We start from the raw sequence: 22,230 nt of genomic DNA on the forward strand, positions 1-22,230 counted from the left end.
TATCTGCTTAAACTGCAGCTGGGATCATGGTAGCAGTTAAACTATTGCAATGCCCGACATCTTGTCAGGTATTGCAATAGCAAACCCAGCGCTAAAACTGGTCATTAGCTGCCTTTTTCATTATTAGACCAAAATTCATTAAGTTATTAATTAATAAAAAATAATAAAAACAATCTCAAGCCGCCATGATGTTCTTTTTGATCGCGCTCAACCCTGTCAGTTATAGCCCACTGATCAAAAATTGGCATGTTTTTTATCCATAACTTTAATGGCAACCTACTGCACGCAGATGATCCCGAACTGATACTGGCACGGCTGATATTTAGGACTATAGTCAGTTTCATCATCATTCAACACCATAATGATGAGCAGCAGCTAAATAGAACATGTAAAAAATATTTAGCAAAAATAATGCACTACATCATTAATACACTCAAGGATACCAATCATGTCAAATCAAGGCGCTTTCATTGCACTCAACCAGACCCTATCTACCAATGATTATCTGGTGTCAAACAACAACGCATTTTTTGCCATTATGCAGGGTGATGGCAACCTGTGCGTTTACCGAGGTTCTGCACCAGATGCCAACCAAGGTTTCCTATGGGGCGCGCTGGGTCAAAGCCAGCCCAATGGTAACTACTTTAGCATCATGCAGGGCGATGGGAATTTATGCGTTTATAAAGGGACTGGCCCAAGCGACAACCAGGGCTTTGTCTGGGGCGCGCTGAACCAAAGCCAGCCGGATCGCGCTTATTTTGCAGTGCTACAGGATGACGGCAACCTGTGCGTGTACAAGGGCACCAGCCCCAGTGACAATCAGGGCGGCGTCTGGTGTAGCACTGCTATTGATCCAGTGGTGGATATTGAAATCTCCAGCATTAATTATGACGTGGCGGCGGCAAAAATCATTAAATCCACCCCGGCTGACCTGTATCGCCAGAGCGTCACCAACAACACCGCACAGTCGCAAACCAGCAGCATTAGTGGTTCTGAATCAGTTTCAGAAACCTCAGGCTGGTCAGATTCGCTGGCCGTCAAAGTTGGGGTCAGCACCACCTTTAAAACTGGCATTCCTTTTCTGGCGGAAGGCAAAATCAGCGTGTCGCTGGACGTGACCAATACTTATACTTGGAATGGTTCAACCACCCGAACCAAGACATGGTCATTTAACACACCCGTGACTGTACCGGCCAACTCCACCTATGTGGCGCTGATTGCTGCCACAGTAAGTACCATTAGTGTGCCCTATACACTAGCAGGGACATTAATCTTAAAATCAGGCGCACGGGTGCCGGGCATTGTACGCGGCATGTACACCGGTTCAAACTCCCACGACCTGACTGTTACCTACATCAAGCAGGACGCCACTACCCTAAATATTGAATCCATTACCCAGCCGGTTGAATACGCAAAACTGGTAGCTTAAAGCAAACACCCTAGCCACAAAACCACTACCCCTAAGCTGATATAGTGTGTTTATGACTTAAAAAACGGCCACCCTAACATGTGGCCGTTTTTAAAACAGTATTAATGGGTCAAATTCAAATTTATAAATCACTGGCTCAATGTCCCTTCCAGCCGTTAACGTCTTTATAGTGGAAACCACTATGCTGGGTTTAAAACCCTTAAAAACCGTCAGGCACGGCCAATAAACAACCAATCAATGCAATATTGTCAAATTAGTATTTGCCTTGACCGAATGAACGCTATAGAATTTGCGCCAAGCCTAGATGTTAAAGCACTTAACCGAATGGTTAACTTGCTTGCTACTGTCCCTATCGTCTAGAGGCCTAGGACATCGCCCTTTCACGGCGGTAACCGGGGTTCGAATCCCCGTAGGGACGCCAAATTCATAAAAAAGCCTGCATACAATGCAGGCTTTTTTATTTTTAACATCAGTTTTATTAAAACAGATGGTTTAATTCAGGCTGTTTGTTCTCAAAGCCAGTGTGTTGTTCCAAGCCAGATTTCCGGCACTTGCTTTTTCATTCAAACCCCATACCAGCAAAGCACGGAGCCGGGATAATATGAAATTCACCCGGCCCGTCGTGTATGCCAGATAACCACCTTGGCTATTGCAGTGCTTTAAACTTGTTCTGGTTATTGTATTAACATTGGTTTTTTAAAACTTAATCCCGATCATGGTGCTTGCCACCAATCTTGGGAACGATTTGTTCAATATTACCGCGCAGGTTGTCGCGCAAGGCACGGCCAATATTGCTCAGGCTGGTTTTTTCAGCAGGTAGGCCAATATCCAGTTCATTCCCAAAATTGGCTTCCAGTGCTGCAATGCGCTGCTTGAGTTCCAGCGGCATGGCTGCTTTTTCAAACGTCTTGGCATCCACCATCACCACAATCGCTTCGCCGGTGGCAACCACCTGGGCCTGCTGGTTACTGTACAGCACGTAGGCCATGCGAAAACCGGAGTTACGCACTTCCACCACCCGCACCCCCACTTTCAGGCTGTCGGGATAAAACACCGGCCTCAAATAACGGCAGCTACTGGCCGAAATGACGCTGACCAATCCATGGTTAAAAGCTTCAATGTGGCTGAGGTATTCAATACGCGCGCTTTCCATATAGCGGTAATACATGACGTTGTTGACATGACCAAAGGCATCCATGTCGCCCCAGGCTACAGTCTGGTGATATACCACGGGACATTCTTTAATGGAACTCATACGTATTTCCTAACCTCAGGATTTAAATGACACAAATAATGCGGTGAACTTGAATGTTAACCTGTTGCGCTGGTTTGCGAATTGGCCTGATTTTCCAGTTGGCTGCGCGCCTGATACAACAGCTCCAGATCCGCCAGTAATTCAGGCTGGCTATTTAGGGCTTCTTTCAGACGCAAATAGCCAAAATCCGGATGCTGCGGCCAGTTGTGCAAAATATTCTGTGCCGCTTCGGTTTGCTGCTCGGCTTTTAGCTGATGCCACTGTGCCAGTGCAATCGATGGCTGGCCGGGATAGCGCTGCGCCAGCTCATTTAGACGCTGGGTAAAATGCTGGCACTCCACATTACCTTCCTGCAACTGGTTTTGCAGCCAGATATTTAAAATACGGGGGTCAAACTCCAGCCGCAATAGCTGATCGGCCAGTTGCTGACGCTGCTGGATCAGTGACTGCTGCTGTTCTAATGGCATGCCATCCTGATTTATCTGGTTTAGCACAAACAGCCATTGCCGCGCACTGGCAATATCCTGCCAGAACTCCGGCTGGTTTTGGGCCACCTGATAGTAGGCAAGCAATTGTTGTAATTGTTCAGGGTGAGCCTGTGCCAGTTGCTGATGCAGGGCCAGTAGCCAGCCATATGCTTGCACTGGCGTTAATGCAGGGGCCGCAGCCATGTCCAGCAAAAGCCACGGTTGTGCAATCAGTAATTTGGCCCATAGCCCCTGAATAGATTCATCCCACGCCGGGTTTAAGGATTGGGCAAATGCTGAAACCGGTTGCTGGCCTAAAGCCGTTAATGCAGCCTGCGCCTGATCATACTGTTGTGCAGCAATATGCAGTTCAATCTGTTCCAGCACCAGTAAATCCGTTAAGGCAGAACCCTGATTTAAGGCGTGTGCAGCCTGTTCCAGCTGGGCATTTTCGCGCAATAAATGCGCCTTAACCAACTGCCTTAAACTGGCGGACTGATTAAAAATAGCTTCAATTTCCTGCTGCTTGCTGGTTTTGGCATTTAATAACCATAAACAGCCCAGTTGCTCAAAGGGTAACAGTTGCTGGTAATGTTCGATTTTTCTGGGATGGCGCAAATGCCAGTTTTTAATCCAGCGGTTAATCGTCCGAATGCTGTACATCACAGCCAGAATGAGGGCAAACAGCAGCAGCATGAATACCGTTGCACTGGTTTGTACCTGCCAGCCCAGCCACACTACCAGCACATAACCAGCACCAGACCATAAGCCCAGCAGCAGAATCAGGCCAATGCCCAGCAAAACCAGCCACAAGGCCCGATGTTGCAGCAGCTGGTATTTCATGATGAACCCTTTTGCCCGGTCAGCAGCGTCAATGAGGTGAGTTCAATACTGGCGGGCCATGGCTGGTTTTTGAGTTTATCCAGTTGCTGCGCAATTTGGCGGCTGGCCGGATCAGGTAATAAATACAGCTGGGTTAGCGCTTCATTTAAGTTGCTGGTGAAATTAACCTGATCACTCTGGCTCAGTGCCAAGCGGGCAATCGCCACATTAATACTGGCCTGCTTACAGATAAAATTACGATCCAGCATATGCTGGCCTGCTTCTGGTGCAGCAGGTTCAACCAGCAGCAAATGTTTAAACCAGTTACTGATGCCGGATTCTTTCTGGTCTGCCGGTTGTTGCTGTAAACGATGCGGGGCCTGCACTGCCAGCAGGTTAAGCTGCTGCTGAATTTGCAGTAGTGACTGGTTTAGGCCCGAGCGGGCCTGCTGCTGCCGTGTGGCTTGCTGTGCAATATTAAGCTGGTCAATTTTCAGGGTTTGCAGCAGGGTATTGTTAAAGGCATCTGTAAAATCCTGCTGGTCTTCAATGATATTTTGCTGCAATTCCAGCAACAGTTGCTGCGCTTTTTTAGCATTACCCTGTCTTAAGCTGTCCTGTGCCAGATTCAGGGCTGTGAGTGTCCACTGACGCTGCTGTTGCCGCAAGGTATTACGCTGCTGGTTAATTTGCACCTGCTGCGACGGGCTAAGCCGAATAGGCTGCGAGGCATTAGCCGGGTTTGCAGTACTGGCATTGCTGGCCTGTTGACGGGCAACGGCCACCAGACGATCATTCAGGTCGGCAATTTGCTTTTGGGCGGCCTGCTGGCTTTGTAACAGTTGCTGCTGACGTTGCTGGTCTTTCACATACAGCGTGTACGACAGTACAGCCATCACCACAACGACCACCAGCACCAGCAGGAGAGTCAGTTTTTGTTTCATAGCTTGCACTCACTGGCCCGGCTTGGATCAGGCCGCATAGACTTTAGCAAACTGTATATTCTCCACTCATGACAGTCCCCACTGGTTTTTTAGCAAATTTTCCAGCAAAGCATAAAGAAGCTTTGGCATTGATACAATATTACATTTACGTCTGCTGACACTTTTGTAACTGGTCAAGCACGGCCACTATGGTAGCCGGATTCAGGCTTTCAAGCAGCATGGCTTTAGGATAAACGGCTTTTCCGTCAGGGCCAAACCGATGCAGGGTGTGTGCCTGCCGGCTAATTTTCTGGTAAATCCGCTGACCCAGTACCAAAATATACTCAGGCACAATTGGCCCAAACTGCTGGCCAAGTTGTAGCCAGTTTTGCCATGACACCCCGCTACTAATCAACAATACCTGCGGTGGATTATTAAAAAGCTGCTGGTAATTCAACTGGCTGTGTTCTGGCAGTTGCCGGTGATACAGGTTTACACTGATCACTTGTTGCTGGCTGGTCAATTGCCTGAGCATAAACTGACGACCGCCATGCCCACGCCAGAACATGATTATTTTTGAGGCAGGCGAATGGCTATCTTGCTGAAATACATCCAGTGCCAGCATGCCCTCACTGGTTTCCAGCAGTGGAATATGCGCCTTGATACCGGCTTGAGCCAGTACGGTTGCTGTGCCCTGCCCCACCGCAACCCACTGGCAGGTTAACTGGCTGGGCACAATATTGAGCTGCTTTAAGGCATCAAGGCCAAGCTGGGCTGCGGCCGGACTTACCACCACTACCACAGCAACCTGCCGGATTTCTGCCAAGGGCTGTTGAATGGTATCCAGCGGCTCAGCCACCAGCTCCAGCAAGGGCAATGCACTCACCCGGTAGCCTGCCTGCTGCAAGGCCTGATTTAACCCATCAGCCCGCTCGGTAGGTCGCGTATTCAGCACATGCAGCATGGCCAATGAACTGTGCTGGCCTTAATGATAGAGCGCAGCAAGTAACTCGCCAGCACCCTGATCAAGTAAACGTTGCGCCAACTGCTGGCCCAGTTGCTCGGCCTGTGCCGGCGCGCCGCTGATTTCTGCTTTTAACAATTGCTGGCCATCCGGGCTACCCACTCGCCCCTGCATAAACAACTGATCATTTTCAAGCACGGCAAAACCGGCAATCGGCACCTGACAGCCGCCCTGCAAGGTACGGTTAAAGGCACGTTCGGCCCTAATGCAAATGTTGGTACTGGCATCAGACAAGGGTGCAATCAGCGTTAAAACCGCCTGATCATTGCTGCGGCATTCCAGCCCCAGTGCCCCTTGTCCCACCGCAGGCAGGCTCAGATCAGGGGGCAGGATTTGTTTAATACGCGATTCAAGCTGCAAACGCTTCAGGCCAGCAGTAGCCAGAATAATCGCATCATATTCACCGGCATCCAGCTTGCCCAGTCGCGTGCCGACATTGCCGCGCAAATCAATAATGGTTAAATCCGGGCGATAGGCCTGAATCTGGCTTTTGCGGCGCAGACTGGATGTACCAAGGCGTGCGCCTTGCGGCAAGTCATCCAGCGTTAAATACTGGTTGGATACAAAGGCATCAAACGGATTTTCGCGCTCACAAATAACCGCCAGCGTTAAATTTTCCGGCAAATCCATCGGTACATCCTTCATGGAATGCACAGCCAGATCAGCCCGGCCATCCAGCAGGGCATTTTCCAGTTCCTTCACAAACAGTCCCTTACCGCCAATCTTGGCCAGTGGCGTATCCAGAATCTTGTCGCCTTGGGTCACAAACTTAACCAGCTCCACCACCAGCCCCGGATGTAAGTCCTGCAAACGCGCCTTGATGTGTTCAGCCTGCCACAGGGCCAGAGGACTTTGCCGGGTGGCAATTTTTAGGGTATTCATCAGCTGGGTATCCTGTGGTTAAGCATGCATTCGGAATAATAAAGGGTAGCATGCCAAATTTGTGCGATGCGCTCAAGTCATGGTTTCCCTGCACAATTGGTCAAAACAGGGCTTAGCCACAGGCATAAAAAAACCAGACCCTGAGAAGACAAAGGTCTGGTACTCGCAAAGACTGCCCTGATATCACTTTTATAGAAGAACCCCGTATATTCAGTTTTCTAGATGTGATGAATTTTTTCCCGTAATTGCGGCAGGTGACGACGGCTTACCGCCAGACGTTCATTGATTCCACGGCAACGTACCTGATACTGGCCAGTGCCGACAAACTCCAGCCCTTCCAGATAGGGAATGGCCAGCAGGGCATTGCGGTGAATCCGGATAAAGCGGTCAGGAAACTCGGTTTCAAGCTCCTTTAGCGTTTCATCAATCAGCACTTGCCCACCGGAATGCCGCACGGTGACATATTTCTGGTCAGCCAAAAAGTAATAAATGTTTTCAATGGGAATCAGCTCGACACCGCGATGGGTACGGGCGGCAATGTGCTTGCGTGCAGGACGATCGTCTGAGTCGCCGGCAGTTGCATGCTGCTGTAATGATTTTAGCTGCGCACTGTTGAGCTTGCTGGCACGCTTTAGTGCATTTTCCAGTTGTTGCTGACTAATGGGCTTAAGCAAATAACCAATGGCCTGTGTGTTAAAGGCATCAATGGCATGCTGGTCAAATGCCGTCACAAAGATCACGGCTGGTGGCACTTCAAGATCAAGTAAGGCCTGAGCACACTGGATGCCGTTCATTTCCGGCATGCGGATGTCCAGCAGAACCACATCGGGCCGATGCAACCGTACCTGTTCCAGCGCCTGAAATCCATTGGCAGCCTGTGCAACCACCTCGTGGCCAGCCACCTTGACCATACGCGACAAGCGCTCTCGTGCTAATGGTTCGTCGTCACAAACCAAAATATTCATGCATTCCTCCTTGCACCATTGATTATCCTTGAAATAACCAATGTTTTTTTTATTGTTCCACGTGTGGATAATTTAAATATGTTGTAAATAATCCATTGGTTTGATGCGTTTGTAACCGGGCATGTTTCCCGTAATACGCCTGCAACCTCTCCTGAATATTGTCCAGCGCCATCCCATTGCCAGCTCGTATGCCTGTTTTACCAGTTTGACACGGATTTGTCACCACGATTGTGACATCTTTGGCATTCACCTCGATTAAAACACTAATTGTACTAGGATTACTAAAGCTTTCCACACCATGGTAAATGGCATTTTCCAGCAATGGCTGCAAGGTCAGTGATGGAATATTGGTATCGTACAGGTCATCGTCATCGGGCAGCCGCCACTCCACTTGCAAGCGCTCACCCAGCCGGATGGATTCAATATCCAGATAGCTTTTGCACAGGTTTACTTCATCCAGCAGGCTGATTTCACCACTGGCACTCAAGCTGACCCGAAACAGCCGCGACAGGTTTTCGACCATTGCCTCAGCCTTGGGCGGGTCAATCTGGATCAGGCTTAGCACACTGTTCATGGTATTGAACAAAAAATGCGGCCGTATGCGCGCCTGCAAGGCCTGAATGCGAGACAGCAACTCGGCTCGGTTACGCTTGATCATTTGCTCGCGCACATACAGGTAACGCATGATTACCATGCCAAGGCAACCGCCCAGAATCAGGTGATACAATACCCGCCACCACCAGGGATGCTGCACATCCAGTGCCCAGGCCAGCCCGATATTGCAGACAATGGTTGTGAACGCAATAATGCCTTCCAGCAGCACAAAGCTCCAGATTACCGCCTCAAGCCGTGGCCGGGTACGCAGCCAGTCACGCAACAGGTCAGCCAGCCAGGCAAATGACACGGTCACCCAGTTGACAAAAAATACATACTGCGCCAGCGAACCCCAATGCAGGTCTGTCAGGCTTTTGGCTTCAATCAGTGCCAGAATGACCGCCAGCAGGTTGGTACTGACCAGCAGTTCCAGCACTGCACGGTTTTCCGTAAAATCCGGTAAAAAAAACGCGTCCTTGTTTTGTATAGGGTTACTCATATTGCCACTAATGTATGCCGAGGCTGATCTTTGCGCAGGATTTGCTATAATCGGTTTTATTTTGCCTAGCTTTAATTTGCTGATACCCATATGACCACACCCTCTCAATCCGCTGAACCCCAATCCGCTGAACACCCATCCGCTGGGGAAAGCGTCGTTAATCCTGTCGATCATGCGACCTCAGGCATGTGGGGTGGCCGTTTTAGTGAAGCTACCGACGCCTTTGTGGCTGAATTTACCGCATCTGTGCAATTTGACCAACGCTTTTATAAACAGGATATTGCCGGCTCCATTGCCCATGCCACCATGCTGGCCTCGGTTGGGGTACTCACCAATCAGGAACGTGACGACATTATTGCCGGTCTAACCGCCATTAAGGCCGATATTGAAGCAGGCCGTTTTGAATGGCGCATTGACCTTGAAGACGTGCACATGAACATTGAAGCACGCCTGACCGACCGGATTGGCATTACCGGCAAGAAACTGCATACCGGCCGCAGCCGTAATGATCAGGTGGCCACCGACATCCGCCTGTACCTGCGTGATGAAATTGATGAACTGCTGGGTTTGCTGAAAAAACTGCAAAGCGGTATTTTAAGTCTGGCGGCCAAACACACCGACACTATTATGCCGGGCTTTACCCACTTGCAAACTGCACAGCCGGTGACCTTTGGCCATCATTTGCTGGCATGGTTTGAAATGCTGGTGCGTGATTCCGAGCGCCTGATTGACTGCCGCAAGCGGGTTAACCGCATGCCGCTGGGTTCGGCAGCGCTGGCAGGCACCACCTATCCGATTAACCGGGCCTATACTGCCGAGCTACTGGGCTTTGAAGCCGTTTCGGAAAATTCCTTGGATGCGGTGTCTGACCGTGACTTTGCCATTGAATTTAGCAGTGCAGCCTCACTGATCATGATGCACCTGTCACGCATGAGCGAGGAGCTGATCCTGTGGACGTCTGCCCAGTTTAAATTTGTACAGATCCCGGATCGCTTTTGTACTGGTTCATCCATCATGCCGCAAAAGAAAAATCCGGACGTGCCCGAGCTGGTGCGTGGTAAAAGTGGCCGCGTGTTTGGTGACCTGATGAGCCTGCTGACCTTGATGAAAGGCCAGCCACTGGCCTATAACAAGGATAATCAGGAAGACAAAGAACCACTGTTTGATGCTGTGGATACCGTGCGTGGCTGTCTGCTGGCGTTTGCCGACATGATTCCGGCGCTGCAACCGAATATTCCGGTAATGCGTGAAGCGGCGCTGCGTGGTTTTTCAACGGCGACCGATCTGGCCGATTATCTGGTGAAAAAAGGCATCGCCTTCCGTGACGCACATGAAATTGTGGGCAAAGCCGTGGCGTTGGGTGTACGTGAAGACAAAGACTTGTCCGAATTGACCTTACAGCAATTGCAGCAATTTTCCGACAAGATTACTGATGATGTGTTTGCGGTACTCACGCTGGAAGGTTCAGTATCGGCGCGTGATCACATTGGCGGCACTGCACCGGCACAGGTTAAGGCCGCGATTGAACGCGCGCATCAGCGTATTGAACAGCTTTAAATTCTTGCTGGTTTTCTTGTGTTAAGAAAGGGGGTTGCTCTTTTATAAAGAGCAAACCGGACAGATTGAATCAACACGACATAGAGATATCACATGAGCCGTACTGTATTTTGCCGCAAGTATCAAAAAGACATGGAAGGGCTGGAATTTGCCCCGTTCCCCGGCCCCAAAGGTCAGGACGTATTTGACCATGTGTCCAAACAGGCGTGGCAGGAATGGCTTAAGCACCAGACCCTGCTGATTAATGAAAAACGCCTGAATGCCTTTGAACCGGCAGCGCGTGCATTTTTAGAAGAACAGCGCGAAAAGTTTTTCAACAATCAGGATGTAGAAAAGGCTGAAGGCTGGACAGAAAGTCAAGCTAAAGGTAATTCACCCTGATATAAGGCCTATACGACTAAAGTTATAGGCTGTTTGTATATAGATTTAGATCGGCTAGACAGCTCTGTCTAGCCTTTTATTTGATTTTTATTCATTTTATTTTTCCTTTAATAATTAGAGCATTGACTCTACATTTTTATAAATTTTTGCTAGGTCATTCTGCTTTAAAAGCAAGTGATGTGACTGATTTCACCAGTCATGTTATTAAGTTGTAATTGGTCACAAATTACTCTATATTTCGCATAAATTTTGGCCATTTCCCTGCCGTGCTTTTGGAGCTCCAATCATGTTAAAGCGTTTTTTATTGATCACCAGCAGTTTGGTTGTTGCCACCAGTGCTGCCTTTGCTGCCCCGGTTGAAGCAACCCTGACTGGAATGGATTGTAGCGGTGATTATTGCCAACTGGCTTTTACAGTCAATAACAAGGCACAAACTGCCATTTGCGCTGATGATACCTATTGTGAAGAGTGGTCTGAGCAGGAAACTGTACCGGCCAGCGTTAAAGCCAAGCCAGCCAAACTGACCATTGAAAGCCAGCATCTGGAAGACCAGAATGCGCATGCTGATGTTGTCACCAAGATTGAGTTTTAATTTTAAGTATTAATAAAGCTTTTTCAAAAAGCACGCGGTCTACAATAAACCGCGTGCTTTTTTATGCGCTGTCGCTTTGTGCGCTGCCTGTTAATGAGGCTTCTTTTTAGAGCATGTGGTTTTATTTTGTGCGTTGTTTTGCTCACTTAGCTATTGGAATTATCGCTATTATGACTGTCGCCATGAATTTTCTTTTCAATGGCTTCATAGCTGGTATGGCGTACATCAAGGCCCTTCACCATATAAATCACCTGCTCGGCAATATTGCGTGCATGATCACCCACACGTTCCAGCGAGCGTAAAATCCACAAAACATTAATCACCCGACTGATATGACGCGGATCTTCCATCATATAGGTCATTAACGTGCGGGTTGCAGACTGATACTCCCGGTCAATGTCAGCATCGGCTTGCATCACCCGCAAGGCCTGTTCGGCATCCAGACGGGCAAATGCATCCAGTGCTTCATGAATCATCACCCGCACCTGGTTTCCAATATGACGGGTTTCCATATAGCCGCGTGGTGACTCGCCTTCTTCACACAGGGTTTGCGCAATACGGGCAATTTTGGCGGCTTCATCGCCAATCCGCTCAAGGTCGGTATTGGCCTTGCTAATGGCAATGACCATACGCAAATCGCTGGCCGCCGGATGGCGACGTGCCAGAATGAGGGTTAGAGACTCATCAATCTGCGTTTCCATCTTGTTGACGGTCTGGTCTTCATACTGCACTTTGAGCGCCAGTGCCGCATCGGTTTCCAGCAAAGCATGGATGGCATTGGCCACCTGTTGCTCCACCAGTCCGCCCATGCTCATGAACTGCGTGTTCACGTCCTGCAGGTTTTCATTAAACTGGGAGGAGATGTGGTGATTAAACACCGCTTTATTGGTGGAGGGCATAAACAAACCTGTTCAATTTTTTAGCACTGATTACAGCAAATTTTAATGACATTTTGATGACAGTTAGCCTGTTATACATCGTTTTAGCGGTGCAAGCTGGTTTAACTGGCCGGCAGGATTACGGTGTGGTGCCAGACGGTATATTTTTGCCCGCTGTAGTGGCAGTTGCCGGATTAACAATGGATGCATTCCCAGCGGGCATGTATTCCAGCCACTGGTTAATTTCTGCCAAGGCATCAATGTCTAGCTGGCCCGCAGCATGTTTCAGCCGCAGCATGTTCATTACATAGTCATAGCGGGCATTGATGTAATCCTGCTCGGCGGCAAATGAATTACGCTGCGCCAGCAACACATCCACCATGGTACGCAGCCCCAGATCATAACCTGCCTGAGATGATTGCGCGACCAGGCGACTTGATTGCAGGGCTTGCTGTCGCGCTTCGATGCGGGCACGGTCGGTATTGAGGTTAATAAATGAGGAACGCACTGACCCGGTAACCTGCCGTTCAGCCACATCAATCTGGTCACGTGCGGCAATGGCCTGATAACTGGCCTGTGTAACCGCAGTCTGGGTTCGTCCACCACGGTACAAGGGCAGATTAAGCTCCAGTCCGATGGCACTACTGCGTCCATTATTGCTAATCAGGCTATCGGGGGTTTGCTTGTTCCAGCCGGTTTGCGCCACCACATCCAGCTGCGGATAATAGCCGGACTGCTGGATTTTGCGGTTTTTTTCGGCAATCTGGTACTGCAAGCGCGCCTGACTCAGTTGCGGATTTTTTTGCTTGGCCAGATCAACCCAGGCCTGCATTTGGTTGGGAACCGGCGACTGCGCTTCAAAATCATTGCTTAAAGGCGCCAGATTTTGCGGGGTAGTGCCCAGAATAATTGCCAGATTTTCCTGCGCATTGATCACCTGATTATCACCGGCAATGCGATTGGCCACAGCATTCTGGTACTGGGCAGCGGCCTCACTGACATCGGTACGTGCCACTACGCCTTCCTTGAAGCGGGCTTGCATCATGTTCATTTGCCGTTGCAGGGCCGTGACTTCGGCATTTAAGGTGCCAATCAGGTTTTGCGCACGTAACACCTCAAAATAGGCTTCGGCCACCCTTAAAATAAAATTTTGCTGATCACTGATAAAACGGCTGTCATTTAAGCTGGTGGCAACTTTGGCCTGCTGATACTGCTGCCACAAATCCATGCGAAACAGCGGCTGACGGATAGCCAGTGCGGCCTGACGCGTGGTAGAGGCCGATGAATTCACCGGCTGGCCCAGCAACATGTTGCTTTGCGGATTATCTGACTGGAAGCGGTTGCGATTAATGGCGCCTGATAGCCCCACCGTGGGCAGCAATCCGCCCAAGGCCAGCCGTTCCTGCTGCTGGTCGGCCAGATACTGGTTAACGGTCACCTGCCAGCTGGGATCATGCGCCAGCGCCTGCCGGTAAGTTTCCAGCAAGTCCTGTGCAAACCCCAAGGTACTGACTGATGTATTGACCAGTACCAGCAAACATACCCATAACGCTTTTGACTGTCCCGACTGTCCTGTCCGGATTTTAGCTGCCTGTTTTTTCATCATGTCACATGCTATTCATTTCATTGTTGTGAAGCCTATGCCGCGCCATGTTTTCAGGATGCCAGCCAACCGCCGATTACTGCGGAACTGCGCCTGAAATAGCCCTCTATGGCGTATTGCATACCGTTTTTGTTTTGTGCAACTGTCATGGACAATTGATCAATTAACCACTAATCTACAGCACATACCGCTTGACGGAGCGCCTGTGGAACAGGCTGAGATTATACACACTATTAACCAGTGCAGTATAAGTACCGTTGAACCTGATCTGGTTAATACCAGCGTAGGAATCAAGCAACACTAGATGGCTAGTGTACCTTATATTTATTTATGGTTTTGCTTGATCCTCCTCCTTTCCATGTGACACGACAGAATGGATCCTGCCATGAACCAACTGACTGCGCCCAACCCTGCTCTCTCTCAACATGAGCGTGAAGCACAGGATTTAACCCGCATTTTACCCGCCTCGCGCAAAGTCTATATCGAAGGCTCAACGCCGGATATTCGCGTGCCCATGCGTGAAATCAGCCTGACCGATACCCCAACCGGACTGGGCGGTGAAAAAAATCCACCCGTGCTGGTGTATGACACGTCCGGCCCTTATACCGATCCCAATGTTGCCATTGATCTGACCCGTGGCCTGCCCGATTTGCGCGGCCCGTGGATTGATGCCCGTGGTGACACTGAAAAATTAAGTGGCCTGTCCTCCGAATTTGGCCAGCAGCGCGCCCGTGATATTAAAACCGCCGACTTGCGCTTTGCCCATATCCAGAACCCGCGTCGTGCCAAAACTGGCGTCAATGTTACCCAGTTGCATTATGCGCGCCAGGGCATTATCACGCCGGAAATGGAATACATTGCCATCCGCGAAACCCAGCGCCAGTATGAAGGCACCGACCAGCGCCAACATGAAGGCCAGAACTTTGGAGCGCGCCTGCCCAAAATCATTACGCCTGAATTTGTACGCAGTGAAGTCGCTGCTGGTCGTGCCATTATTCCGGCCAATATCAATCACCCGGAAGCCGAGCCCATGATTATTGGCCGTAACTTCCTGGTGAAGATTAACGCCAATATTGGCAATTCGGCGCTGGGTTCGTCCATTGATGAAGAAGTGTCCAAGATGACCTGGGCCACCCGCTGGGGTGCCGATACCATCATGGATTTGTCTACCGGCAAAAACATCCATGAAACCCGCGAATGGATTATCCGCAACTCGCCCGTACCGATTGGCACAGTGCCGATTTATCAGGCGCTGGAAAAAGTGGATGGCGTGGCCGAAGACCTCACGTGGGAAATGTTCCGCGATACCTTAATTGAACAGGCCGAACAAGGCGTGGATTACTTTACCATTCATGCGGGTGTACTGCTGCGCTATGTGCCACTTACTGCCAACCGCCTGACTGGCATTGTATCGCGCGGCGGTTCGATTATGGCGCAGTGGTGTCTGGCGCATCACAAGGAAAATTTCCTGTATACGCACTTTGATGACATCTGCGACATCATGAAAGCATACGACGTGTCGTTTAGTTTGGGTGATGGCCTGCGTCCCGGCTGTATTCAGGATGCCAATGACGATGCCCAGTTTGGCGAGTTGCGTACCCTCGGCGAGCTCACGCAAAAAGCCTGGAAGCATGATGTGCAGGTGATGATTGAAGGCCCCGGCCATGTGCCCATGCACATGATCAAGGAAAATATGGACCTGCAACTGGAAGTGTGTGGTGAAGCGCCATTTTATACGCTAGGGCCGCTGACCACCGATATTGCACCGGGCTATGATCATATTACCTCGGCCATTGGCGCCGCCATGATTGGCTGGTATGGCACGGCCATGCTGTGTTACGTCACGCCAAAGGAACACCTGGGTTTACCGGACAAAAAAGACGTTAAAGATGGCATTATTACCTACAAGATTGCAGCGCATGCCGCTGACCTTGCCAAGGGTCATCCCGGTGCGCAGGTGCGTGACAATGCCCTGTCCAAGGCGCGCTTTGAGTTCCGCTGGGAAGACCAGTTTAATCTTGCGCTAGACCCGGATACCGCACGCAGCATGCACGATGAAACCCTGCCCAAGGATGCGCATAAGTCAGCGCATTTTTGTTCCATGTGCGGCCCGAAGTTCTGCTCGATGAAAATCACCCAGAATGTACGCGATTACACCAAAAATCAGGCTGCCCAGCAAAGTTTGAGTGACGAAGAAGTGCAAGCCGGAATGGATGCCATGTCTGAGGAATACCATAAGCAGGGCAAGCAGCTATATAAGGAAGTTTAAATAGTCATGGCTTGGTTTATTCCTGATTAATTTTTTATCCGGTGATCAAAACTCGATAAAAAGATCCATTAAATCAGGAATAAGACAAAGCCTTATCACAAAAAAGCCATGCGACGAAAGGTGGGTTGATTTCCTGCCTTTTGTCATACACGCTTGACCGGGAGTTAAATCATGGCTGTTGCAAAAAATCCATACCTGATGTTTTCAGCCGATGACGTACAGGTGTTAAGCCGCAACACGGTTTATTCCGGTTTTGCCAAAATTGAACAGATTGAAATCCGGCATCGCCTGTTTGAAGACCAAAGCTTTAGCAAGCCCATTCAGCGCGAGCTGGTCAGGCGGCCAGAAGCAGCCGGTGTGTTGCTCTATGATTCAAAGCAGCAACTGTTTGCCTTAATTGAACAGTTCCGGATTGGCGCTATTGATGATAAAGACAGTGCATGGCAACTGGAAATTGTGGCAGGATTGGTGGATGCAGGTGAAACTGCTGAACACACTGTGATCCGCGAAGCACTGGAAGAAGCTGGCGTAACCATTACAAATCCGCAGTTCATCTTCAGTTTTTATCCGTCTGCCGGAGCTTGTAATGAATTGTTTCATTTATATGCTGCGGATACAGAACTAAGTCACACAAACCAGATTTTTGGTGTCATGGACGAGGCAGAAAATATCAGGTTGCATGTGCTAAAATATGAACAGCTACATACATTGTTAAGACAGGCTACATATTTAAAAAATAGTCCTGTGATCATAGCCTTGCAATGGCTGGCAATGCAGTGCTCGCTGGCCAATCAATAAAACAGTCGGGTACTACCAGCATACAGTATTTCGTAAAACAGCAGGCAGGAGGCGGGTTTCGTTGTGATTTATCAGGTTGAAATTCCGGCTTCGGTGCTATCGCAAGAACGTCCCCTACGTCTGGTGCAATGTTCAGACATGCACCTGTTTGCCGATCCGACCACCAAATTGCTGGGACTAAATACCCAGCACAGCTTTCAAAATGTGGTCGGGTTAATCCAGCAGCAACAGCCTAACATTGACTTATTGCTGACCACAGGCGACATTGCCCAGCAATCAGCACCTGAAACCTACCAGCGCTTTTTAGCCACCATGCAACCGCTGACCACTGAACCGATCAGGGCACCGCATTTTTGCATTCCTGGCAATCATGATCTGGATGAAGCCTATCATTCCGGGCTACGCATTAACCAGTTACCATGTGAAGTCATCATTGGCAACTGGTGCTGTATCTTGCTGGACTCTACCGTTGACCATGAAATTGCCGGCAGCTTTAGCAACAGCACGCTCGAATACCTGCAACAGGCACTGGAACGCCAGCGCAACCGGCATGTATTGATTGCCCTGCACCACAATCCAATAGCTGTAGGTTGTGAATGGCTGGATCAGCACATGCTTAAGACCAGCCAGACCTTTTTTAAAATCCTGCAACCGTTTAACAATATCAAACTGGTGCTGCATGGGCATGTTCACCAGATTTTTGAGCAGATGCATGAGCAAGTCAATTATTTATCCTGTCCCTCCACGTCGCTTCAGTTTAAGCCCAAGAGCGCCAAGTTTACGCTGGATACCGCCAACCCCGGTTATCGCTGGCTGGATTTGTATGCCAATGGCTATTTTGAAACCGATGTCTGCCGCCTGAAAGAATTTAATTTTTATATTGATTATCAAAGTGATGGCTATTAATAGTATTTAGCCACTTTTATTTAGTACATAATAATAGAGATTTGTGAGCAAGATAAATCATAACTATTTACAAGTTTCATTTAATTAAATAATTTTTTTGTTTTTCAATAATCCTCTTATATTCATTTGAATTATACATATCCAGACAGTTAATCAACATTGCAGACTTGCCTGTACTTTGATAAACATCATTTGCACTACTAATATATTCATCCACATATTTTTGCAAGTTTTTATACGCTGGTTCCTCATAAGTGCCATTTTGAAAGAACCCTCCCATGGCTAGAGAAGCTTCAGAACTTAAAAGGCTATCTTTACTTTTAGTAAGGCAATAACTAAAGCCAAAGTTTTTTATATTTAGTTCATCTGCATGTAATACAGGTTTAAAAGAGCTGGCTGCATAACCTGAGCCTGTAACCAGACAACTAAAGAGCACAATGATGACTTTCATTATCTTAAATTCCAAAATAAAATATCTGTTGTTCTTACATTTGGGCGATCATGAATAAAGTAACAACTGTCCCCACAGTCACTTCCATTCCATAATGTCACATGACCTGTCGCATCGCCCCAACCTGAAACTTTAAAAATAATAATTCCTTTTTTTCCTCTTAACTGAAAGGAAACATCTTCATTACTCTGAGGTTTAAATCTTATATCAGCACCACCAAAATTTTGCTCAACAAAGGTAATCATTTCACGAACTCTCAATAAATAAGGCTTATCGTCGCTCCCGTTGACCTTATAGCCTTTTGTTGACTGCTTAATCGGCATGCCGCCATAGTTTAAAGATCTACTCAGCCTTAAAGCACATGCATTCGCATAGCCAATTGGATTTTCTCTATACAAAGCCAAGGCTTGACCTCCAACCATAGAATACACATCAGCAGCAGGCATTTTTACTGGATAATTTTCCCACAACGCGGAAAATAAAGGTCGCTTTGCTTTTATCGTAGAAGATTGCCCACCTATTGTTGCAGTTATACCTGTCATAATTAGTATTCCGTATCAATTATTATAGTTTTACCCTGGAAAACATTTTTAAAAATACCCTTGCCATTAGGGTCTAATTTTATATAAACAGTAAATGATTGAAAAGTATATATTTCTGATGATTCTGGATTTACTTTTATATCAACACTTTCTCCTGGGCTATAACCTAAAGTTTCCACATGCAGATTTAGGTCGTCAAAAAATCTTGATTTTTCTTCTAAAGGAATAAATTTATCGCCATAGCTCCAATATATTTTCTCAATCAGTTTTTCTTTTTGGGGCTCAATTAATTTATTTGCTGTAATTAATGATGAGGTAGAATTACGTTCACTCCCAAAACCATTACTCATTACCACCAAATCAGAAACTTTAAAATACTTTGAACTACAAGTTGAGCTGTCACCGACAGCAACAATACTTTTACCCCCAACAATCATAAAGCCTGCATTAGATGCAATTGCTCTAGATTGAACTTTACATTTTGGGCAAAAATGTGTCATCCCATCAAGATGTACAGCTTTACCTTCAACAAGAAATGATGAATCACCCAAAACAATGATTCCACCATGATCAGTCATACAACCGATGGTTATTAATGCTTTCATTTGGAGTTTTATTTTTAGTTAAGAATATAAATATTAAAACATAAAAATATTTAAGATAAACTTCTTTTAAAAGCATGAAATGTTTCGCATACCAAGGGATTTACTTGTAACTATAAGTTTCAAATTTAGGTCATAACAATATAGCCCTGATCGGTAGAGAGTATTGCATTTAATAGATTTACCGATTGTTCAACCAGTTTGATAGCTGATGTATAATCATTGGATAAAGCTTTGTTTACCAATTAAACTATCAACTTGAGAAGAATCTCTATATTATTCGTGCGCTTTTGCAACGGCTGGTCGATATTTTTTGTTTGAAGGGTTGCATATTACCCCTATTTTTGCGTATAGATAACACGTGTTTGATGAGGATGCCCATAATGGCTATTGAAAACCAAGATTCTGGAACAAACGGACAAGTTGCAGCACTGGCTGACATTACAACACCAGCAACAAAGCGTGGCCGCAAACCTGCTGCAAAGAAAACAGATAAAGCCTCTGGAGAAGTGCCAGCCGGTTTATATGGTATTGCACCTTACCAGCCGGGTACCAAAGAAGAATATATGTCGCAAGGCCAGCTGGATCACTTCCGCAAGATTCTGGAAGCCTGGCGCAATGAGCTGATGCAGGAAGTGGATCGCACCATGAGCCACATGCAGGATGAATCGTCTGCCCTGCCGGATATCAATGACCGCGCGACGCAGGAAGAAGAATTTGCTATTGAACTGCGTACCCGTGACCGTGAACGCAAGCTGATCCGCAAGATTGAGCAGTCGCTGCAAGCCATCGAAGACGAAGACTATGGGTATTGCGATACCTGTGGCATTGAAATTGGCCTGCGTCGTCTGGAAGCGCGTCCAACCGCAACACAGTGTATTGACTGCAAGACGCTGGCTGAAATCAAGGAAAAGCAGAATCACGGTTAACCGCTGCTGGACTGATGCATGATTTAATACCGTACAAGGGCCGGTTTGCGCCATCGCCAACCGGCCCTTTGCATTTTGGTTCACTAATTACCGCGCTAGCCAGTTACTGTGAAGCCAAGGCACAGAATGGTCAGTGGCTGGTACGGATTGAAGACACTGACATTCCACGTATTCAGGTCGGTGCGACCACTGCGATTTTAACCGCGCTGGAAGCGTTTGGCTTTGAATGGGATGAACCGGTAGTTCACCAGCAGGACCGGCTGGAATATTATGAACAGGCACTACAACAATTAAAAAGCAATCATTTGATTTATGCCTGCCAGTGTAGCCGCAAGCAGCTTAGTGGCTTGTCTGCAAACGGCTTAGGCGGATTAGGCACTTATCCGCAAACCTGCCATCATTTAAACCTCCCGTTTGACCAGCATGCCATTCGTCTAAAAACTACGGATCACACCATTTGCTTTGATGATTTGATTCAGGGCCATTGCTGCGAAAACCTAAACCAGACTGTGGGTGACTTTGTATTAAAGCGCCGCGATGGCATTATTAGTTACCAGTTAGCGGTGGTGGTAGATGATGCATTGCAGGGCATTACCCATGTAGTGCGTGGGGCTGATTTGCTGGACAACACGGCGCGGCAAATCTGGCTGGGGCAATGTTTAGCAGTACCTTCACTCCACTACTGTCATATTCCACTGGCAATGAATGCCCAAGGGCAGAAACTGTCCAAGCAGAATCTGGCCAAGCCGCTGAATTTGAACCAAGCACCGCTGTTGATCCGGCAAGCGTTACATGCGCTTAATCAACCGGATGTTGAGGTGGATAGCCCTCAGAGGATGTTGATACAGGCGGTTGATCAGTGGGATATAAAGCTTATTGACCACAATATGATGCTGACTCAAATTTTTGAATAAGCACACTCATTTGACTGCGAAAATAAGCTGATCCAATAAAGGTTGAACCAAATCCTTACCTCGTAGATTTTGCTTCTATTCTCAGAAACAAATCTTCTTGTAAATTATAAGTATCATTCGATTAATATTTGCTTTTATTCATTTAGTTAGTATAAAAATTCAGTAGGTCATTTTTATCAGATTTTAAATTTACAGGCTATCCAACTATTATAATTTAAGGATTTATAAGTCATGCAAGTCTTGTTTGTACATGGAATGGGGCGTTCAGCTTTATCCGGCTGGCCCATGCTTTTTCGTCTCAGAAAAGCAGGGCTACATACCGCTAGTTTCGCCTACTCTGTTAGCCTGCAATCATTTGATCATATTGAGAAACGCTTAACCCAACACATTATAGCGGTTGCTGCTCAAGGAGATTATGTGCTGATTGGCCACTCACTAGGTGGCGTTTTGATTCGGTCAGCGCTGCGTGCATTACCAACAGAAACCCGCAACCCTAAACATATTTTTTTACTTGGTTCCCCCATCCAAGCTGCTTTATTGGCTCAGAAATTTCAGGCTATTCCCATGTTTCGTCTCTTGTTTCGCTGGGTGACACGGGATTGTGGCAATCTATTAGGTTCATCACAACGAATGAGCGCAATCTGCATTCCAAACCTCCCCATTACTGCTATTGTTGGCATCAAGGGCTTTTCTGGTCAATGGAGTCCATTTGGCTTGGAAGCCAACGATGGTGTGGTGTCGTTGGCTGAAGTAAGTTCAGTCTTGATCAGTGATCAGATTAAATTACCTGTGGTTCACTCCTTACTACCAGCGAATAAGCAGGTCACTGAGATAATTCTTCAACGCATTAAAGGCAACCATTACATTTCAGATATAGCGTGATTCAGATATAGTTCGACCCATGTTTTATCCTCGTTATTTAATCTGTTTTTAGTGTTTTAACGTTGA

Annotated in this window: 21 protein-coding genes, 1 tRNA gene, 1 pseudogene and 1 riboswitch; of the genes and pseudogenes, 11 read left to right on the forward strand and 12 right to left on the reverse strand. The window is 47.6% G+C overall.

The features are described from left to right. The first annotated feature begins 448 nt into the window (after nt 1-448). Together BKE30_RS11435 and BKE30_RS11440 are read left to right on the forward strand one after the other, a co-directional pair. Nucleotides 449-1,429: an ETX/MTX2 family pore-forming toxin gene (locus BKE30_RS11435; RefSeq protein ID WP_076878720.1), complete on the forward strand. Its 981-nt coding sequence runs from the start codon at nt 449-451 to the stop codon at nt 1,427-1,429. A gap of 345 nt (nt 1,430-1,774) precedes the next feature. Further along, nucleotides 1,775-1,850, forward strand: a tRNA-Glu gene (locus tag BKE30_RS11440). A gap of 405 nt (nt 1,851-2,255) precedes the next feature. Here BKE30_RS11440 and BKE30_RS11445 read toward each other — a convergent pair. The 7 genes and pseudogenes from BKE30_RS11445 to BKE30_RS11475 form a co-directional block, all read right to left on the reverse strand. After that, nucleotides 2,256-2,684: pseudogene (locus tag BKE30_RS11445) on the reverse strand (acyl-CoA thioesterase); the annotation flags it as partial. Between the two features lie 56 nt (nt 2,685-2,740). Further along, entirely contained in the window at nt 2,741-3,994 is a 1,254-nt protein-coding gene (locus tag BKE30_RS11450; protein WP_076878722.1) for a heme biosynthesis protein HemY, read from the reverse strand. Further along, nucleotides 3,991-4,917, reverse strand: a complete 927-nt coding sequence (locus BKE30_RS11455; RefSeq protein WP_076878723.1) for a hypothetical protein — start codon at nt 4,915-4,917, stop codon at nt 3,991-3,993. Before BKE30_RS11455 ends, BKE30_RS11450 begins: the two co-directional genes overlap by 4 nt. Nucleotides 4,918-5,062: 145 nt before the next feature. Beyond that, nucleotides 5,063-5,860, reverse strand: coding sequence for a uroporphyrinogen-III synthase (locus BKE30_RS11460; RefSeq protein WP_076878724.1), 798 nt, complete (start codon nt 5,858-5,860; stop codon nt 5,063-5,065). Between the two features lie 21 nt (nt 5,861-5,881). Then, nucleotides 5,882-6,802 (reverse strand): hydroxymethylbilane synthase, encoded by a 921-nt coding sequence (gene hemC, locus BKE30_RS11465; RefSeq protein WP_076878725.1) that lies wholly within the window; start codon nt 6,800-6,802, stop codon nt 5,882-5,884. A 218-nt stretch (nt 6,803-7,020) separates the two neighbouring features. Then, nucleotides 7,021-7,767 carry a LytR/AlgR family response regulator transcription factor gene (locus tag BKE30_RS11470; RefSeq protein WP_076878726.1) on the reverse strand — a complete coding sequence of 249 codons (747 nt, stop codon included), beginning with the start codon at nt 7,765-7,767 and terminating at the stop codon, nt 7,021-7,023. Nucleotides 7,768-7,816: 49 nt separating this feature from the next. Continuing rightward, nucleotides 7,817-8,860 (reverse strand): sensor histidine kinase, encoded by a 1,044-nt coding sequence (locus BKE30_RS11475; protein ID WP_158073186.1) that lies wholly within the window; start codon nt 8,858-8,860, stop codon nt 7,817-7,819. A 186-nt stretch (nt 8,861-9,046) separates the two neighbouring features. Here BKE30_RS11475 and argH point away from each other — a divergent pair, with 186 nt between their 5' ends. The 3 genes from argH to BKE30_RS11490 all read left to right on the forward strand — a co-directional run bounded on the left by argH (nt 9,047) and on the right by BKE30_RS11490 (nt 11,390). Further along, nucleotides 9,047-10,417, forward strand: a complete 1,371-nt coding sequence (argH, locus tag BKE30_RS11480) for an argininosuccinate lyase (protein ID WP_406564683.1) — start codon at nt 9,047-9,049, stop codon at nt 10,415-10,417. A 93-nt stretch (nt 10,418-10,510) separates the two neighbouring features. Next, nucleotides 10,511-10,798, forward strand: coding sequence for an oxidative damage protection protein (locus tag BKE30_RS11485; RefSeq protein WP_076878729.1), 288 nt, complete (start codon nt 10,511-10,513; stop codon nt 10,796-10,798). Nucleotides 10,799-11,084: 286 nt separating this feature from the next. Continuing rightward, entirely contained in the window at nt 11,085-11,390 is a 306-nt protein-coding gene (locus tag BKE30_RS11490) for a hypothetical protein (protein WP_076878730.1), read from the forward strand. 146 nt (nt 11,391-11,536) lie between these two features. Here the strand turns inward: BKE30_RS11490 and phoU are convergent, their stop codons facing one another. Next, a complete protein-coding gene (phoU, locus tag BKE30_RS11495; RefSeq protein ID WP_076878731.1) occupies nt 11,537-12,289 on the reverse strand; it encodes a phosphate signaling complex protein PhoU in 753 nt (250 codons plus the stop codon). 118 nt (nt 12,290-12,407) lie between these two features. Continuing rightward, a complete protein-coding gene (locus BKE30_RS11500; protein WP_083698550.1) occupies nt 12,408-13,874 on the reverse strand; it encodes a TolC family outer membrane protein in 1,467 nt (488 codons plus the stop codon). Between the two features lie 182 nt (nt 13,875-14,056). After that, nucleotides 14,057-14,178, forward strand: a riboswitch (TPP riboswitch). A 78-nt stretch (nt 14,179-14,256) separates the two neighbouring features. Here BKE30_RS11500 and thiC point away from each other — a divergent pair. The 3 genes from thiC (at nt 14,257) to cpdA (ending at nt 17,844) form a co-directional block, all read left to right on the forward strand. After that, complete coding sequence (gene thiC / locus BKE30_RS11505) at nt 14,257-16,140, forward strand: phosphomethylpyrimidine synthase ThiC (protein WP_076878733.1); 1,884 nt, start codon at nt 14,257-14,259, stop codon at nt 16,138-16,140. 171 nt (nt 16,141-16,311) lie between these two features. Then, the gene (locus BKE30_RS11510) at nt 16,312-16,938 is read left to right on the forward strand and encodes an NUDIX domain-containing protein (RefSeq protein ID WP_076878734.1); all 627 of its coding nucleotides are present in this window, start codon (nt 16,312-16,314) and stop codon (nt 16,936-16,938) included. Nucleotides 16,939-17,001: 63 nt separating this feature from the next. Then, nucleotides 17,002-17,844: a 3',5'-cyclic-AMP phosphodiesterase gene (gene cpdA, locus BKE30_RS11515; RefSeq protein WP_083698551.1), complete on the forward strand. Its 843-nt coding sequence runs from the start codon at nt 17,002-17,004 to the stop codon at nt 17,842-17,844. A 76-nt stretch (nt 17,845-17,920) separates the two neighbouring features. On the opposite strand, the gene BKE30_RS11520 is transcribed toward cpdA, so the two are convergent. The 3 genes from BKE30_RS11520 to BKE30_RS11530 are packed head-to-tail and all read right to left on the reverse strand — an operon-like array spanning nt 17,921 to nt 19,442. Further along, nucleotides 17,921-18,295, reverse strand: a complete 375-nt coding sequence (locus BKE30_RS11520) for a hypothetical protein (protein ID WP_076878735.1) — start codon at nt 18,293-18,295, stop codon at nt 17,921-17,923. After that, a complete protein-coding gene (locus BKE30_RS11525) occupies nt 18,295-18,837 on the reverse strand; it encodes a type VI secretion system amidase effector protein Tae4 (protein ID WP_076878736.1) in 543 nt (180 codons plus the stop codon). Before BKE30_RS11525 ends, BKE30_RS11520 begins: the two co-directional genes overlap by 1 nt. A 2-nt stretch (nt 18,838-18,839) precedes the next feature. Next, nucleotides 18,840-19,442, reverse strand: a complete 603-nt coding sequence (locus BKE30_RS11530) for a PAAR domain-containing protein (protein ID WP_076878737.1) — start codon at nt 19,440-19,442, stop codon at nt 18,840-18,842. A gap of 380 nt (nt 19,443-19,822) precedes the next feature. Between BKE30_RS11530 and dksA the strand changes: the two genes are divergently transcribed. The 3 genes from dksA to BKE30_RS11545 all read left to right on the forward strand — a co-directional run bounded on the left by dksA (nt 19,823) and on the right by BKE30_RS11545 (nt 22,164). Then, the gene (gene dksA / locus BKE30_RS11535; RefSeq protein WP_076878738.1) at nt 19,823-20,368 is read left to right on the forward strand and encodes an RNA polymerase-binding protein DksA; all 546 of its coding nucleotides are present in this window, start codon (nt 19,823-19,825) and stop codon (nt 20,366-20,368) included. 14 nt (nt 20,369-20,382) lie between these two features. Beyond that, on the forward strand, nt 20,383-21,282 hold the full coding sequence (gluQRS, locus tag BKE30_RS11540; RefSeq protein ID WP_076878739.1) for a tRNA glutamyl-Q(34) synthetase GluQRS: 900 nt from the start codon (nt 20,383-20,385) through the stop codon (nt 21,280-21,282). Between the two features lie 231 nt (nt 21,283-21,513). Beyond that, a complete protein-coding gene (locus tag BKE30_RS11545; RefSeq protein ID WP_076878740.1) occupies nt 21,514-22,164 on the forward strand; it encodes an esterase/lipase family protein in 651 nt (216 codons plus the stop codon). Nucleotides 22,165-22,230: the final 66 nt, after the last annotated feature.

This window comes from Alkanindiges hydrocarboniclasticus, assembly GCF_001982605.1.
Classification (GTDB): Bacteria; Pseudomonadota; Gammaproteobacteria; order Pseudomonadales; family Moraxellaceae; genus Alkanindiges; species Alkanindiges hydrocarboniclasticus.